Here is a 14,372-nt window from a genome sequence, read left to right as displayed (position 1 = left end):
GGGGTCTCCTAAAACAGGTTTGCTAAATCTGAGAGCGTGACTTCGGGTTCCACGGGGGCAGGGGGAGGAGGTTCCACTTGACTCACTTGGGCAATGATGGGTTGGCCTGCCCAAGGAATACTGGCACAGAAGTCTTTGACCGACAGGCGCCAGAGGGACGGACTTGGCTCTAGGGAGATGGCTTGATCCGGACGGCCTTCCCAGTTGAGTTGGCGGAAGAAGGTTTCTACCGACCAAGTTGCCCAAGAGGTGGCAGGGGCAGCAACTGGGGGAGCCAGCATTTCCTCCTCTGGGAGTGGTGAGGGGGCAGGCAGGATCACCCCAATCCCTTCCCAGTTCAGGTGACTAAAGAAGTCCTTGACGCGGTAGCTCGGCCATTCCGCAGGGCTAGTGGGAGCGATCGCCCCTTTCACCTCAAGCCCCAACCAATTGACGCGCTGCCAAAATTCCCCTACTTTCAGCGATTGCCAGTTGAGAACCACGGTTTCTGCCACCGGCTGCTGGCGCATCAAGCCCAGCCAGTTCAGTTCCTCAAAAAATTCAGCAACGGCTTGCTGCTGCCAATTACCGTTTAGGTTTTTCATAGACCAGTTCTCCACTGCGGAGCCGTTTTTCAATATCTTTGGCGGAGGCTCCTTCGTTTTGCCAGAAGGCGGCCGCATCAATGCGATCCTGCTTGCCGAGAAGGAACTTGCAGTAGGTTTCCCCCATCGCGTAGCACTGGATTTCAATACAACTGAGTTCTTTTTGAATCAGGCCACTAAAGAAACCAGCAAAGAGTCCTGCATAAAGGTGGCACACGGGTCGGCCCACATCCCCCAAGGTACGCGCCACAACCGAATCAAAGATATTGATGAACATGAAGCCATGTTTTTGCTCGCTGAGATCCACTTCCCAGTTGCCCCAGCCTTGGGTCGTGCAGGGCCACCACCAAGCTTCAAGCACGTAGGGGAGCCGCATTTGTTTAATCCCCTGCTCGTAGCCATATTCGGTCGGGAACCATTTTGCAAAGAATTCGGCATCGCGCCGTCCCCATTCTTGACCAATTTTGTACATGACGACGCTGGAGGCTGGCCCCACTTCCTCTTCAAGGCCTTCAATGAGGCCAATGATGAAATCTTCGGTCACGAGTAGGTTGCGGGCATTGTTCCAATCGGTGTAGGTACCGCGATCGCTATCGAAGTGGAAGAAGTCCCAAAAAGCGTAGTGATGGTGGCGTTTCGGGTATTTTTTGCGCAGGAGGTGATGAATACCATCGAGATTGCCAGCAGCGGCTTGGGGTCGGGAACTGGTTATGGTCATAGGGCGACTCCATAATAAATAGCGTCAAGAATAGCGACAAATTGGTAACTTTAGTTAAACAAGCACAGGAGTAATCGTTCAGCGAAAATGAGTTGCCTTAGAAACACTTAAGGGTTCAACACAAATCAACGAACTTCACCCTCCCCCGCGTCAGTGTTGCTGCTTAAATCATGGCGGATCTATCTTTTAGTGAGCAGGTTTTCTTAATTGAATTTAGTAATCCTGTTACCACCCTTAATGTTTAATCTAGGCGGTTCGTTCTGATACTTCCCTCCGTAGGAATACGGATTTACAGGGGCTGAATGTGGCCTAAAATATAAAGCTTTATGAAGCAAGCAATAGAGACACTTACTTTTCGCCAAAAAATTTATTGGCTAGTTGCGCAAATTCCCTTAGGGCGTGTTGCCACCTATGGGCAAATAGCCGCCCTGTGTGGTTGGCCGCGTCATGCACGCTATGTGGGCTATGCCCTTTATCAAGTGGCACCGAGTTCTGAGATTCCATGGCACCGCGTGGTCAATGCCCAAGGCAAAATTTCCTACGCGCCCCAACGCCGAGGGACGGATGAACTACAGCGCTGGCGTCTAGAGGCAGAGGGGATTATTTTTGAGGCGGGCGATCGCATTAACTTGAGGTGCTACCAGTGGCAGCCGCCGGCTACCGTTTATGAGCAGTTGATCTCTGCATAAAGGGCAGATTTCCTCCCCGTACGCATTCGGTATGATTGCCCCTTGTTACCATATTGCTTAGTGCTGCTGCGCCTATGAATTCGCTATGAACGTTGCTTACTTTGACTGCCCCGCTGGTGTGGCTGGGGACATGTGCCTTGGCGCTCTCCTTGATCTGGGGGTTCCCCTCGACTATCTCCAAAGCCAATTGGCCAAACTAGGGATTGCTGATGAGTTTGAGTTGACCACGGAAACGGTGCAGCGCAAGGGACAACGGGGATTAAAAGCACAGGTACAGCTGCGCGATCGCCACCCCCATCACCATCGCCACTGGCCGGAGATTGAAGCCCAAATTCGTGCCGCCCACTTGCCCGATCGCGCGCGGGACTGGAGCCTCAAGGTTTTTGAAGCCTTGGCCATTGCAGAGGGAGCTGTGCATGGCATTGAGCCTGAAAAAGTGCATTTCCATGAAGTGGGGGCGGTAGATGCCCTAGTGGATATTGTCGGCACCTGTTTGGGGTTGGATTATCTTGATGTCAGCCACCTTTACTGCTCTGCCTTACCCACAGGGGGCGGCAGGGTGAAAGCGGCTCATGGTCAATTGCCCGTGCCAGTGCCCGCCGTCCTCCAACTCTGCCAAATGTACCGAGTTCCCCTCTACAGCAACGGCATTGAAAAAGAATTGGTGACGCCCACGGGGGCTGCCTTGGTTTGTGCCCTGAGTGAGGGCTTTGGTGCGCCGCCAGCGATGACATTGCAGCGAGTGGGATTGGGTGCCGGCAGTCAAGACTTGCCCCTACCGAATCTCCTGCGTCTCTGGTTGGGAACCGTGCCCGACCCCATGGAAACCACAACAGCCACAACGATTGTGGAACTGCAAACCCAACTGGATGACATGACCCCCCAAGCCCTCAGCTATGCCCTCGAACAACTTTATGCTGCTGGTGCGATTGAAGTCTTTTGCCAACCGATTACGATGAAAAAATCTCGCTTGGGAGTGTTGCTGACGGTGCTGTGTCCCCTCAGCGCAGAGGCGGCCTGTGTGCAGACCCTCTTTCGCGAAACCACAACACTGGGGCTGCGGCGTCAAGTGCAGGAGCGCTATATCCTTGAGCGGCAAATTAAAACCATCGCAACGACTTTTGGGGAAGTACGGGTGAAAGTAGCGGAACACCAAGGGCAGCGGCTCAATGTCCAGCCGGAGTATGAAGACTGTGCTGCCCTTGCCCGTCAACATCAGCAACCTTGGCAGGTGGTCTATCAAGAGGCCTTGGCGGTGGCTCAAAAACTGTGGCCCTTAGGCTAGCTTGGGTTTAATAAAGACAATTGCTTGCTTCCAAATAATTGTGGGTTGATCGTAGTGATCAACCACGCACAGACAATTCATATCCTGCCAGCGCACCTTGCCGACCACGAGATCACTGGTACTCAGTTTCACTTCAACCTCGGTGCTATCTTTAATGAAGGTCTGTACTTGGCGAATGCTGGGCAGTCCCGTATTGAATTCGTCGGTCATTGGTTTCCCCTCTCTTACCTTCTTAATTCTATGAGCCTATCTTTTCAGAAGTACCAGGGGTTAGGTAACGATTTCCTACTCATTGACAATCGCCATCAGGAAGAGCTGCTCTTGACGCCTGAACAAGCCCAACACTGGTGCGATCGCCACTTTGGGGTCGGCGCCGATGGCGTGATTTTCCTACTAGCGGGGACGGGAGACAGTGATTACCGCATGCGGATGTACAACGCCGATGGTTCAGTGGCAGAAATGTGTGGTAATGGCATTCGCTGTTTGGCTAAGTTCATTTTTGCCCTTGAGGGTCGCGCTGCCGGCGAAATCGTGCGCTACCGCATTGACACCCTTGCCGGTCTCATTGTGCCAGAGGTGCAAGCCGATGGTCAGGTGACGGTGGATATGGGGATACCGCAACTTCTGGCGCAGCAGATTCCCACCACCTTGGCAGCCGCAGATCAAAAGGTGATTGATGTCCCCCTAACCGTGGGCGATCGCCAGTGGTTGGTGACCTGCGTGAGTATGGGCAATCCCCATTGCGTCACGTTTGTCGAGGATGTGGCTGCCCTAGATTTAGCCAGCATTGGCCCGCAGTTTGAACATCACCCCGTCTTTCCCCAGCGTACTAATACTGAGTTTGTCCAAGTCCTAGGGAGCGATCGCCTGCGAATGCGGGTTTGGGAGCGGGGAGCCGGCATGACCCTCGCCTGTGGAACCGGTGCCTGTGCCACCCTTGTGGCCGCCGTTCTCACCCATCGCCTTATTCCTGTGGCTGATCAAGCGCAAGCGACCGTTGAACTGCCCGGTGGTGACCTGCATATTCGCTGGGATTTAGCCAGTCAGCATCTGTATATGACCGGGCCTGCCCTCGCAGTCTTTAGCGGTACCTTGCCCTAGGTGAGCTATGAACCGCCGGCGCCAACTGTGGCATTACCCTCTTTTTCAGATTCCCCTCATGCTCTTGATAGGCTGTGTCCTGCTGGCGCTGCTCTTCTCACTGTTGAATTGGGGACGCCCCAGTGTTGCCGTTGTTCTTTCCCTTGATCTCAGCGGTAGTACATTTGACAATAACCCATTGCAATTCAATCAACCGCAAACGGTAATGGCGCAGCAGGTGGCGGCTGCCAAGCTCTACTTACAACGCAACCAACGGGATCTCATGAATCCCAACGCAGTCATGATCCACGGCTTTGGTCGCAATGTGGTGTTTCTCACCCCTCGGTTTGAGACCAATAGTGATCTGCTCCTTACCCAACTGGATCAAGCCCTCAATCGCAGTGATTTGCTCGCCCAAGTGGATCCCACAGCAACCAATCTTTCGGGGGCGATCGCCATGGCTACCCAACAACTTCAACAGGTGCCCAACCGCTGTCGTGAACTCCTTCTAATGACCAATGGCGCAGCCCCAGTAGATGCAGGCGTGGTGGCCAATGCCCGCCAACAGCGGGTGAAAATCAATGCCATTGTTGTCGGCGATCATGCTCCGCAACTGGCCGCGGCTACCCAAGCCACGGGTGGGCAATACCGCTCTGCTGCCGTTGCCATTCTTGAGGAACTGGTGGCTCAAACCTTTTTTGAGGGCTTCAATCGCAATGCCCGCTGGCCAATCTTTTGGGGGGGCATGGCTGTCATTTGTTTCATGTGGCTTTTGGTGTTGCCCTTGGATCGCTGGGTGTTGCAGGGGTGGTTGCATTTACCCATGAATCTAGCGGGGCAAATTGCCTTACTCAATGCCTTTTTCTGGACAGTGGCAATTCCCATCATTCTCTGGCGGTTTCCGGGCTGGCCTTTTGTACAGACCTGTTGAGGAGCAAGTATGAAGCGTCGGTGGTGGTTCTTGGTGTGCATGGTTGCCCTCGGACTAATCCTAGGAGGAACCCAAGGAAATTGGGAGTCCTTGGCCGGGACGACAAGCCTAACGCGCCAGAATATTCAATTGCCAGCGGCAGTGCACTATCCGTTGCCCCCCTCCCTAGCTAAGATTTCCACAACAGGCGAGGACTATTTTGATGAAGTTCAACCAGTGGAAGTAGGCTATCTACTGTGGACAGAATTTCCAGTCACCGTTGCTATCGAACCGCCGCAGTGGGATCCAAACCATGTGTGGCAAGCCGCCGCAGAACGGGCAGTACAGGAGTGGTCAGCCTATTTGCCCCTAGAACTTGTTGATCCCAGCCTCCCAGCCAATATCCGCCTCCTCTCCCAACGGCCAACGGATCAAAATAACCGCCGCGCTCGCTCTGCGGAAACCAGCTATGAACTCTTTGTGGATCGCCAAGGCATTTTACGCCATCGCTGCCGTGTGGTGGTGCGCCCCTCCCAAGCTCCCAAGTTTGTCCTTGCTGCCCTGCGCCACGAACTGGGGCATGCCCTTGGCATTTGGGGACATAGTCCTTTGCCAACCGATGTCCTTTATTTTGCCCAAGTGGCCGATCCACCACCCATTTCCCAGCGGGATGTGAATACCCTGCGGCGAGTCTATGAGCAACCCACACGCTTGGGACAGCGGCTACCGGAGTTGACCCCCCATGGATGAATCCTTGACGCTTTGGGGCATTTTGCTGACGCTGACGGCTCTGGGGCTATGGCTAGAGCATCGCTTTCGCTGGGCCGCACGGGTGGGGTCTTCTTTGATTATTCTGATTTTGGCAGCCATTTGCGCCAATCTTGGCGTGATTCCCCAACAATCGCCGGTCTATGACACGATCTACGGCACCATCACCTCGTTGGCGATTGTCTGGCTCCTGTTGCTAGTAAACTTGCAGGATGTACGCCGTTTGGGGCGATCGGCACTGTTGGCCTTTGCCCTTGCCAGTTTTGGAACCTTGATGGGTGCTCTCCTCGCTAGCCTGCTATTCCACAGTCGCTTTTTGGGGGATACGCCCCGCTTAGCGGGAAGTTTGGCGGCGAGTTACATTGGCGGGAGTATTAACTTCGTCGGCGTTGGGCGTGCCCTCAATCTTTCAGATTTGCTCTTTAGTGCCGCGACGACAGCGGATAACCTGCTCACGGCAGTTTGGCTGGCGATAACCCTTACTCTACCCTCGCTATTGACCCGTTTTTATCCCTCACGGGATGCAGGAGACACTGTGACGGTGGTGCCGCTACCGACGACTTCAGCGATCGCCCCCGTGGATTTAGCGATTCTCCTGAGCTTGGCCATGGCCCTTTTGGTCTTGTCAACGGCGCTCAATCAATTTTTGCCGAGCATTCCCACGGTTGTTTGGCTAACGACCCTGAGCTTGGCGGTGGCGCAATTCAAATGGATACGCTATCTGCGGGGCACTGGTGCCTTGGGGATTTTTGGCCTCAATCTCTTTTTTACGGCCATTGGTGCCGGCACCCACCTTCCTTCATTGATCCCGGTGGGACTGGAAATGATTCTCTTTACCACAGTGATTGTTTTCACCCATGGGGTAGTGACATTTGGTTTGGGGGCGCTCCTGAAGTGGGATGTGGAACTCCTTGCCCTTGCTTCCCAAGCGGCGATCGGGGGACCCACCACAGCTGTTGCCCAAGCCACAGGTCGCCATCAACCCCAATTGATGGGGGTCGGGATTACGCTAGGACTCGTCGGGTATGCGATCGCCAACTATTTGGGTTTGGCGCTTGCCCAAGTTCTTCGCTGGATCGGTTTAGGGTAAGCTGACCAAGACAAACAAACTCAGTTCCAAGCGGGTCAAAAGGGCTTGCAGTTGTTGCCGTGCCACCTTTGGTTCAATGGGATCCAATGTCAGGGGGTCGAGGGGAGCCAACCGCTGATAGCGATCGCACAGGTCTGGAAAAGGCAAGGGCTGCTCAAACAGCGGCAGCAGTGTCGCTAGACCAAGGGGATCCACATAGACAGGACCAGGACTAGAGAAGGACATAAACGTGCCCAAGTCCACAATCATGCGGTCATTGAGATACCCTAGCCACTTTTCCTTAATGGCCTCAGTGCGCAGTTGCGGATGCAAATAAATCGTACTTTGATCCCACTGCTCTTCAGACCATTCCCCTAAATCGGGTACAGCGGCACGGGGTTGCGGACTACACCAAAAATCCAAGAGGCGATGCACCGGATGCAAAAGTTCATACATCTCCAACTGCACTGCCTGGGGCACATCGGGTAAGCTCAGCGCCAAAAAGGTAGGCAGGTTCTCTGGGTCTTTGAAGAGATCCACGAGGTTCCAGTGGCGCCAGTTGACCATGGAAATAAATTCCAGACCGGCCGCCTCTAAGTACTGAAACAGTTGGGGAATGGTGCTGCCTTTATCCCCCACCAGTAGATGGTTGGCCAAGAGGGTTTCATTGCCGTCCTCTTGTTCATAGCGGGGGTTCCACGTGCGCGCTTTCAGATCCACGCCATCCTTGAGTTCTTTCATGATCTCACGGACGATGTCCATTTCCATTTCTTCGGGATTGTCGTCCATCAAGCCCATCAGCTTGAAGAGGTTTTGGGCACGAAAGAAGGGGAAGCGTTGCAGCGTACTGTGGAGATTGGCGCGCAAGATGCCATCCGGCTTAAGGACACTTTTGAGGGCAGTGAGGCCTTCGACGGGGTCAGGTAAGAGGTACAGCACCTCATCGCAATTGATGTAGTCAAACTGCTCCCCCCAACTGGGCAAATCCAAAATCGAACGCGCCTCAAAGTAAACATTGTCAAAGTGGTGGAACTTGAGTCGCTCTGCTGCCAACTTCACCGACTCAGGGGAGAGGTCAATACCGACAATTTCCGCGCCGGGGTTGGCGATCGCCAGCACCAAGGACTTGTAGCCCGTCCCACAGCCTGCATCGAGAATTCGCTTGCCCTTCGTCTCAGGCAGCCGATGATCGCGCACATAAAAGGCGGTCACCAAATCGTGGACAAAGAGAACGTTTGGCTCATCCTTGGGGGTTTTGTCAATGGCAACACGGGGATAGGGACCATAGTCAAACTGGCGGCGAATTTTCTCTAGATCATCCGTAGCAGCCATTGATGTCTCCCAAGCAGTTTTTGTCCTGTCAACTTGATACTACAGAACAACGGCGCTGCAAATTATTTCGTAGAAAGTTTTAACCCCCTTTGGAGAGTTTGCCGTCAGCTCCTTCACGAGGGTGGAAGTGGCAACAGGAGACCGGCCATGAACCGCAGCACCAGACGCTTGAAGGGGGGAAATGTCCGCAACAACCAAAGACCGCAGCGACGCACTGCCACCAAAGGCCACCACGCATTGGAAAAGAGCCGATTGAGACTATCAGTAAACGCAAGCGTTAGGGCATTTTGCCACCAGCGTTGGCGGTGAAAGCGGATCAGTTGCCGCCGATCGCCCAGTCTCTCACAAGGAGTAGCAAGAATTTGTTGCGCCAGTGCCCACACATCCCGCAAGCCTAAATTTAGCCCTTGTCCCCCCACGGGATGACAGCGATGGGCCGCATCGCCAATGACCACAAAGCGATCTGCCACATAGGAACTCACTTGCATTAATTGCGTTGGAAAGACGAAGCGATCGCTCACGCCGGTAATCTCCGCCATCTGTGGGTCAAGATAGGGCTGCAGTTTGGCTAAAAAGGCGCGATCGTCGAGGTCAGCAACGGCTTCCGCCTCTGGGTGGGGCAGTGTCCAAACCACGCGGTAGCGATTCCCCGGTAGGGGCAGCACCCCCATCGGTCCTGTTGGCCAAAAGCGTTCATAGGCAATCACGGGTTGGGGATGAGTCACTTGGAGGGTCGCAACTACGCAGGACTGACCATACGGCCATCCCTTGGGTTCAATCCCCATTTGCTGCCGCAGGGGAGACTTGCCACCATCTGCCGCGACAACCAGACGCGCTGCCAAGTGAGCCATCTTGGGTTTAGCAGGGTCACCCGAAATCAGCGTTAATTGAGCGCGATCGCCCTTCACTTCATTGCTCACCACCCGCCATGGACAGTACACCGTAACATTAGCAACAGACTGTAAAACGCTTTGAAGAGTCTCGGCGATCGCGGCATGCTCACCGACATAGCCAATGGCTTCTGTGCCCAAATCCTCAGGATAAAAGCGAACGGTCAAGGGGAACCGTCCATCAGAGAGTTGCACTACCTCAAAGGGCTGCACATGGGGGGCGAGCTGGTTCCACACCCCTATCCCCTCAAAGAAGTGGCGGGACACTTGGTGTAGGGCATAGGCTTGGCCTTTCGTCTGTTCGCGCCGATAGGGCGTTGCTTCAATGAGGGCGATCGCCAGACCACTGTTCCGCAGGGCACAGGCCAAACTGAGACCCACAATCCCCGCACCGACAATCGCCACATCCACTGCCGGCAGTTCTTGAGGGGGGCAAGCCGCAGATTGGGCGGAGGGTGCAGAGGCCGATGTCATCACCATTTTGGTTCCGTCACAAAAAACACTTGCTCCCTCATTCTAAGGAATCTAAACGATTGCAGAAAAGGAGCCGTAATGGCAGACTAGGGGCAGAGCAATGATTACACGGCTGTCCCTATGACCCCAGAGGCTGAGATTCGTCGCCTGCTTGATCTAATGCCCGCGTCGGCACGGATGCGCTGTAAGCTCGTTTCTCGTCCTCAACAAAGTCAAGTCCTGCGCTATCAGCCCGCTTTGCCTTGGGGCGATCGCCCGATTGAAATTAACTTTCGCCTGTGGCAGCATCTCGATACCCCTGAGCGTGACCTTTTACTGCTGCGAGCCGTAGCTTGGTTCAACACAACGGGTCTCATCAAGCTTGACCTCTATCAAGGGCTAGCCGTGGCAGGCTTATTGGGCACAGTCTTGCAATTTCTGCAAGCGGACCCGGTGGGTATCTTGGTAGCGGGAGGACTAACTACATTCGCAGGCCTTCAGGTCTGGCAAAATACCCGCGGTATTCCTGTCGAAGTGGCGGCCGATCGCCAAGCCCTGCAATTGGCTCAACGGCGTGGCTACAGTGAACAAGAGGCTGCCAAAGCCCTTCTTTCAGGCATTGCTCAGGTGGCAGAGTTAGAGCGGCGTCCTGTCCTCACGGTCACAGAACTCATTCGCTGCCAAAACCTGCGCCAGTTGGCCGGTGAATCCGAGATTAAAGTCCCTGTTTAGGGTGCTTGCAGACTTTGCCAGTACAAAAAGCCCGCCTGTACCACCCCAATCAAAAAGCCAAGAATTCCCCCTAAGCGAACAATCGCTTGCAGCTCACTGCGAACAATGCCTTGAATCGCCAGTTCCAGATTTTCTGGTGAGGTCGCCTTGACCCGATCCACAATCACCCGATCCAAATCCAAGATCGGGATCGCCCGTTCAATAATTACCTCCATATCCCGCTCAAGATAGCGATCGAGCACTAAAGCCAACTCATCACTCACCACTTCTAAGGAGGCGCCCAAGCTAGTCGAGTCCCGCAGTCGCCGCAAAATACTCAAGGAAAGCGTTTCCCACTCCACCGTTTGACTGAGCGTTTCAATGACATTAAAGCCCTGCTCTTGGATATAACTGCGCACTGTCTGCCGAAACAGTTGCCGTAGCTCCCGCACGGTGCTCAAGGGTAAACTTTGCAGGCTCAGATTTTGCAGCGCTTCCACCAAGCGTTGCCGCAGTGCCAAGGCTGTAACCAACTCTCCGAGACGGCGGTTGCAAGCTTCTTTTTCGTTCAGGCAATACTCCCGCAGTCGAATCAGTGTGTTGCGCACCCCCACAAGATTGGCCACCACCCAGTAGGTGCCAGTGGTATTTTGCCGCAATTCCTGATCGAGAACATTAATCGTGCGATCGGTCAAAAAATCAATGATTGCCAGTCGCAGGCGATCGGGGGGCAAGATGACCGACAAGAGCCAATCCGCCAATTTCTCTGCCTGTTCATCACTCAGTTGCAGTTCCACCAAGACTTGGTCAAATAGTTGATTCAGTTGCGGCTCCAGAAAATCTTCCCGCCGTGACCACACCTTGATCAAACGCGGCAGCGCCCCCCCAAAAAAATCCTGCAGAATATTCGCTAGGACTTGAGCCGATCGCTGTTCACTCTGCTCTTGAATTTGGCTGAGGCTCGTTTGTAGCAACCAGTGAATGACTGCCTTCACCCGCTCCACTTGCAACAATCGCCGCGCGAGGTTTTGTAGCTCCTCTGGCGTCAGCAGGGAACCCAAAATGGCATCAGCAATGCGACGGGCGAGCCGCTCCTGATTGCGGGGAATGAGGCCGGGGGTAAAAGGAAGTTGCTTGCCCCCTACATAAATAGGCTTGTAGGGGCGAAAGAGCATCGTAATTGCCAAATCATTCGTAAAGTAGCCGATGACGCCCCCCGCCAGCGGTGGGACAAGCAATGTCCAATAACTGATATCTGCCAATGCTGGCCTACTCCTCCTCTGGCTGATTTTTCAGTAACCTTGGCTCACGCAATCAAGCTCACACCAACCGTTGACACAAGGTATAGGGTTCTTTAATTTACTTTACAGACCAAAGAGTCCACAGATCACACCTTGCGGTGGTGTGGCAACTCCGAGCCTGAGGATAAGAAGTGTCAATGTTCTCTTTATCCTTCTGCAACGTAGTTAGAAAATTTTTCTCGCAATAATGCCATCTTCCTAGTCATTTATGGGTAATGCCAACAGTCTCTCGTGGCTCGAAGTAGTTAGTGCCGCAAACACAGCTAGTAATGCAATAAACCCTATTTGATCACCGCCCTTGGCAGCAGGCTGGAACAGGCTCAAAACAATCAAAACTATTTTGCGATAGAAGCACATCCCCTTTAGGTGCACCACATTTTAGAAAAGGTTAGAAAAGGGCTGTGGCCGTCACGATTCAGGAAGTGCCTTGATGGTGAATCCGCTTTTACAACTTCATTTCATAGGCGACGAATGGCATCAATTAGCACTTCTGGAGGTTGTACCCCTTCCCAGCGCTGTACTTCACGACCGCGGTGGAAGAGAATTAAGGTTGGCAGAGCGTGAACGTGGTATTGACTCGACAGTTGGGGATAGCGCTCAGAGTCAATTTTGACGACCTCAACGCCCGATTTCAAGATTTGCTTGACCTGCTCTAAAATGGGAGCCATCATGCGGCAAGGGCCACACCAGTCGGCATAAAAGTCAACCAGTAGGGGCTTATCTGTGGTGGCTAGGAGATCGCTGAAGCTACTAAATTGACGTGTGGTCGCCATAGCAAATTCCGATCGAGACTCCATTCTCATCATAGACACAGCAGCAGAGAATCGGCGAAACGGGAGCAGAGCAGGTCTCAATGCCCATGAAAAAGGCGGTATTGTTGAGGTTGGGCGCTTTGTCGTGATTGCTACTGCATGCTGGTTACTGCCTCTACCTATCGTCCCAGTCGCTGGTTGCTGTTTCGCCGTGTCAGCCAAATTCTGGGGGTGTTGGGGCGCTTTGGCAGTCAACTGCTGTGGGATTACGCTTGGCGACGGCGGAGCGATCGCGCTCAAAAACAACGGGCACACTGGCTGGTTCAGCAATTGTTGGTCTTGGGGCCGACGTTTATTAAGATTGGCCAGTTTCTCTCCACGCGCTTTGATCTCCTGCCCCCCGCCTACATTGAAGCCCTAAGGAAACTCCAAGATCAGGTGCCCCCCTTTGACTCGCGGCGAGCGATCGCCCTCATTGAGCAGCACTTGGGGCAACCCCTTGCCGATCTCTACGCCACCTTTGATCCCAAGCCCCTCGCCGCCGCCAGTCTTGGCCAAGTTCATCGGGCAACGCTCCACAGTGGTGAAGAGGTGGTTGTGAAGGTGCAACGCCCGCACCTAGAGGCGCAACTGTATCTAGACTATCTGGCCATTGGCGAACTGATGCGTTGGGGCGATCGCTGGCTCCCCTTCCTTCGTCCCTATGCGCTTCAGGACATTTATGAGGAATTTTTTAGTATTTTGCTACGGGAGATTGACTATGTGCAGGAGGGGCAAAATGCCGATCGCTTTCGGGCCAACTTTGCCCAAGATCCCCATATTCGGGTGCCCAAGGTCTATTGGACGCACACCTGCCGCTATGTCCTAACCATGGAGTATCTCCCCGGCATTCGCATTGACAATCGCGCCACCATCGAAGCCTTTGGCTTGAATCCTCGAATCATCAACCAGCGGGGCATCTGTTGTTATCTCAAGCAGTTATTAATTGATGGCTTTTTCCATGCCGATCCGCACCCAGGCAACTTGGCTGTGACCAAGGAGGGAGATCTCATCTTCTATGACTACGGCATGATGACGGAAGTCCCCGCCCTCAATCAGCAGCAGATGGTGCAGACATTTTTTGCGGTGCTGCAAAAGGATAGCGATCGCGTGATTGCTGCCTTGATTGAACTGGGGTTGTTAATGCCTGTCACGGACAGAGTGCCGCTACAACGAATTATGCAATTGATTCTAGATCGATTTACCGAACGCCCCGTGGATTTAACCGCCTTTAGAGAATTGCAACAGGATGTCTATGCCCTCTTTGAGCAGCAACCCTTTCGCCTCCCTGCGAAGATGACCTATATTCTCAAGTCGTTGACAACCCTAGATGGAATTGCCCGTGCCTTGGATCCTGAATACAACCTGAGTGCCGCTGCCCAGCCCTTTGTTAAGGAATTGATGCGTCACTCGCGGGGGGGCTGGCGAGAACTGATCCAGCAAACCCAAGCCTTGATCAACCAGCGGTTACAGCAGCCGAGTCGGGTTGAAATGCGGCTGCAACAGTTAGAGGATCGCTTGGCTCGCGGGGAACTGCAACTGTCTGTCCGCAATCCCACCATGGAGCGACAACTGCGACGCATTGAGAGTCTTTTGGTCTGTTTAGTGTATTTGGGCTTGGCGGGCTTTACCCTCTTGGCAGGGACGATGTTGTGGTCAGCAAAAGCCCCAGGGGGGGCGATCGCCCTCTTTACACTGGCAGCACTGGCGGGATTAGCACTTCTGCGCAGTTGGTTTCGCTTCCTTTGGTTGTGTCGCTGGCAATAGGGAGAATTCCATATGTAAGCCTTT

The 14,372-nt window shown here is 53.8% G+C and carries 15 protein-coding genes; 8 read left to right on the top strand and 7 right to left on the bottom strand.

Annotated features, from left to right (window positions below; translation table 11 throughout):
- Positions 1 to 8 precede the first annotated feature (8 nt).
- Together NBE99_RS07210 and NBE99_RS07205 are read right to left on the bottom strand one after the other, a co-directional pair.
- On the bottom strand, positions 9 to 584 hold the full coding sequence (locus NBE99_RS07210) for a hypothetical protein (protein WP_250681434.1): 576 nt from the start codon (positions 582 to 584) through the stop codon (positions 9 to 11).
- Positions 565 to 1,302, bottom strand: coding sequence for a V4R domain-containing protein (locus NBE99_RS07205; protein WP_250681433.1), 738 nt, complete (start codon positions 1,300 to 1,302; stop codon positions 565 to 567). Before NBE99_RS07205 ends, NBE99_RS07210 begins: the two co-directional genes overlap by 20 nt.
- 326 nt (positions 1,303 to 1,628) lie before the next feature.
- On the opposite strand from NBE99_RS07205, the gene NBE99_RS07200 reads away from it, so the two are divergent.
- The gene (locus NBE99_RS07200) at positions 1,629 to 1,991 is read left to right on the top strand and encodes an MGMT family protein (protein ID WP_250681432.1); all 363 of its coding nucleotides are present in this window, start codon (positions 1,629 to 1,631) and stop codon (positions 1,989 to 1,991) included.
- 85 nt (positions 1,992 to 2,076) lie between these two features.
- Positions 2,077 to 3,276 (top strand): nickel pincer cofactor biosynthesis protein LarC, encoded by a 1,200-nt coding sequence (gene larC / locus NBE99_RS07195; protein WP_250681431.1) that lies wholly within the window; start codon positions 2,077 to 2,079, stop codon positions 3,274 to 3,276.
- Here the strand turns inward: larC and NBE99_RS07190 are convergent.
- Positions 3,268 to 3,486 (bottom strand): Hfq-related RNA-binding protein, encoded by a 219-nt coding sequence (locus tag NBE99_RS07190; RefSeq protein WP_250681430.1) that lies wholly within the window; start codon positions 3,484 to 3,486, stop codon positions 3,268 to 3,270. The genes larC and NBE99_RS07190 overlap by 9 nt on opposite strands.
- Before the next feature lie 30 nt (positions 3,487 to 3,516).
- On the opposite strand from NBE99_RS07190, the gene dapF reads away from it, so the two are divergent.
- Genes dapF through NBE99_RS07170 form a run of 4 tightly spaced genes read left to right on the top strand, consistent with a single transcriptional unit; the run spans position 3,517 to position 7,124 of the window.
- Positions 3,517 to 4,377 (top strand): diaminopimelate epimerase, encoded by an 861-nt coding sequence (gene dapF / locus NBE99_RS07185; protein WP_250681429.1) that lies wholly within the window; start codon positions 3,517 to 3,519, stop codon positions 4,375 to 4,377.
- A 7-nt stretch (positions 4,378 to 4,384) separates the two neighbouring features.
- Positions 4,385 to 5,287, top strand: coding sequence for a vWA domain-containing protein (locus tag NBE99_RS07180; protein ID WP_250681428.1), 903 nt, complete (start codon positions 4,385 to 4,387; stop codon positions 5,285 to 5,287).
- Positions 5,288 to 5,296: 9 nt separating this feature from the next.
- On the top strand, positions 5,297 to 6,016 hold the full coding sequence (locus NBE99_RS07175; RefSeq protein WP_250681427.1) for a peptidase: 720 nt from the start codon (positions 5,297 to 5,299) through the stop codon (positions 6,014 to 6,016).
- A complete protein-coding gene (locus tag NBE99_RS07170) occupies positions 6,009 to 7,124 on the top strand; it encodes a DUF819 domain-containing protein (RefSeq protein ID WP_250681426.1) in 1,116 nt (371 codons plus the stop codon). The genes NBE99_RS07175 and NBE99_RS07170 overlap by 8 nt, the downstream gene beginning before the upstream one ends.
- On the opposite strand, the gene NBE99_RS07165 is transcribed toward NBE99_RS07170, so the two are convergent.
- Complete coding sequence (locus NBE99_RS07165) at positions 7,116 to 8,435, bottom strand: class I SAM-dependent methyltransferase (RefSeq protein WP_250681425.1); 1,320 nt, start codon at positions 8,433 to 8,435, stop codon at positions 7,116 to 7,118. The two genes, NBE99_RS07170 and NBE99_RS07165, sit on opposite strands and share 9 nt — an antisense overlap.
- A gap of 113 nt (positions 8,436 to 8,548) precedes the next feature.
- The gene (locus tag NBE99_RS07160; RefSeq protein ID WP_250681424.1) at positions 8,549 to 9,799 is read right to left on the bottom strand and encodes an FAD-dependent hydroxylase; all 1,251 of its coding nucleotides are present in this window, start codon (positions 9,797 to 9,799) and stop codon (positions 8,549 to 8,551) included.
- 120 nt (positions 9,800 to 9,919) lie between these two features.
- On the opposite strand from NBE99_RS07160, the gene NBE99_RS07155 reads away from it, so the two are divergent.
- Positions 9,920 to 10,510 carry a DUF3318 domain-containing protein gene (locus NBE99_RS07155; protein ID WP_250681423.1) on the top strand — a complete coding sequence of 197 codons (591 nt, stop codon included), beginning with the start codon at positions 9,920 to 9,922 and terminating at the stop codon, positions 10,508 to 10,510.
- Here NBE99_RS07155 and NBE99_RS07150 read toward each other — a convergent pair.
- Positions 10,507 to 11,664, bottom strand: coding sequence for a DUF445 domain-containing protein (locus NBE99_RS07150; protein ID WP_250683702.1), 1,158 nt, complete (start codon positions 11,662 to 11,664; stop codon positions 10,507 to 10,509). The genes NBE99_RS07155 and NBE99_RS07150 overlap by 4 nt on opposite strands.
- A 584-nt stretch (positions 11,665 to 12,248) precedes the next feature.
- On the bottom strand, positions 12,249 to 12,563 hold the full coding sequence (gene trxA, locus NBE99_RS07145) for a thioredoxin (RefSeq protein ID WP_250681422.1): 315 nt from the start codon (positions 12,561 to 12,563) through the stop codon (positions 12,249 to 12,251).
- Positions 12,564 to 12,701: 138 nt separating this feature from the next.
- Between trxA and NBE99_RS07140 the strand changes: the two genes are divergently transcribed.
- Positions 12,702 to 14,348, top strand: a complete 1,647-nt coding sequence (locus NBE99_RS07140) for an AarF/ABC1/UbiB kinase family protein (RefSeq protein WP_250681421.1) — start codon at positions 12,702 to 12,704, stop codon at positions 14,346 to 14,348.
- Positions 14,349 to 14,372 lie beyond the last annotated feature (24 nt).

Origin of the sequence: Thermosynechococcus sp. HN-54 (assembly GCF_023650955.1) — a bacterium.
Taxonomy (GTDB): Bacteria; Cyanobacteriota; Cyanobacteriia; order Thermosynechococcales; family Thermosynechococcaceae; genus Thermosynechococcus.
The sequence above is the reverse complement of the archived record's forward strand: the minus strand, read 5'-3'. Positions and strand labels throughout refer to the sequence as shown.

Excerpts from the sequence above, each read along its gene's own strand:
- NBE99_RS07210 (WP_250681434.1), bottom strand. The coding sequence starts at position 584 with ATGAAAAACCTAAACGGTAATTGGCAGCAGCAAGCCGTTGCTGAATTT.
- NBE99_RS07205 (WP_250681433.1), bottom strand. The coding sequence starts at position 1,302 with ATGACCATAACCAGTTCCCGACCCCAAGCCGCTGCTGGCAATCTCGAT.
- NBE99_RS07200 (WP_250681432.1), top strand. The coding sequence starts at position 1,629 with ATGAAGCAAGCAATAGAGACACTTACTTTTCGCCAAAAAATTTATTGG.
- larC (WP_250681431.1), top strand. The coding sequence starts at position 2,077 with ATGAACGTTGCTTACTTTGACTGCCCCGCTGGTGTGGCTGGGGACATG.
- NBE99_RS07190 (WP_250681430.1), bottom strand. The coding sequence starts at position 3,486 with ATGACCGACGAATTCAATACGGGACTGCCCAGCATTCGCCAAGTACAG.
- dapF (WP_250681429.1), top strand. The coding sequence starts at position 3,517 with ATGAGCCTATCTTTTCAGAAGTACCAGGGGTTAGGTAACGATTTCCTA.
- NBE99_RS07180 (WP_250681428.1), top strand. The coding sequence starts at position 4,385 with ATGAACCGCCGGCGCCAACTGTGGCATTACCCTCTTTTTCAGATTCCC.
- NBE99_RS07175 (WP_250681427.1), top strand. The coding sequence starts at position 5,297 with ATGAAGCGTCGGTGGTGGTTCTTGGTGTGCATGGTTGCCCTCGGACTA.
- NBE99_RS07170 (WP_250681426.1), top strand. The coding sequence starts at position 6,009 with ATGGATGAATCCTTGACGCTTTGGGGCATTTTGCTGACGCTGACGGCT.
- NBE99_RS07165 (WP_250681425.1), bottom strand. The coding sequence starts at position 8,435 with ATGGCTGCTACGGATGATCTAGAGAAAATTCGCCGCCAGTTTGACTAT.
- NBE99_RS07160 (WP_250681424.1), bottom strand. The coding sequence starts at position 9,799 with ATGACATCGGCCTCTGCACCCTCCGCCCAATCTGCGGCTTGCCCCCCT.
- NBE99_RS07155 (WP_250681423.1), top strand. The coding sequence starts at position 9,920 with ATGACCCCAGAGGCTGAGATTCGTCGCCTGCTTGATCTAATGCCCGCG.
- NBE99_RS07150 (WP_250683702.1), bottom strand. The coding sequence starts at position 11,664 with ATGCTCTTTCGCCCCTACAAGCCTATTTATGTAGGGGGCAAGCAACTT.
- trxA (WP_250681422.1), bottom strand. The coding sequence starts at position 12,563 with ATGGCGACCACACGTCAATTTAGTAGCTTCAGCGATCTCCTAGCCACC.
- NBE99_RS07140 (WP_250681421.1), top strand. The coding sequence starts at position 12,702 with ATGCTGGTTACTGCCTCTACCTATCGTCCCAGTCGCTGGTTGCTGTTT.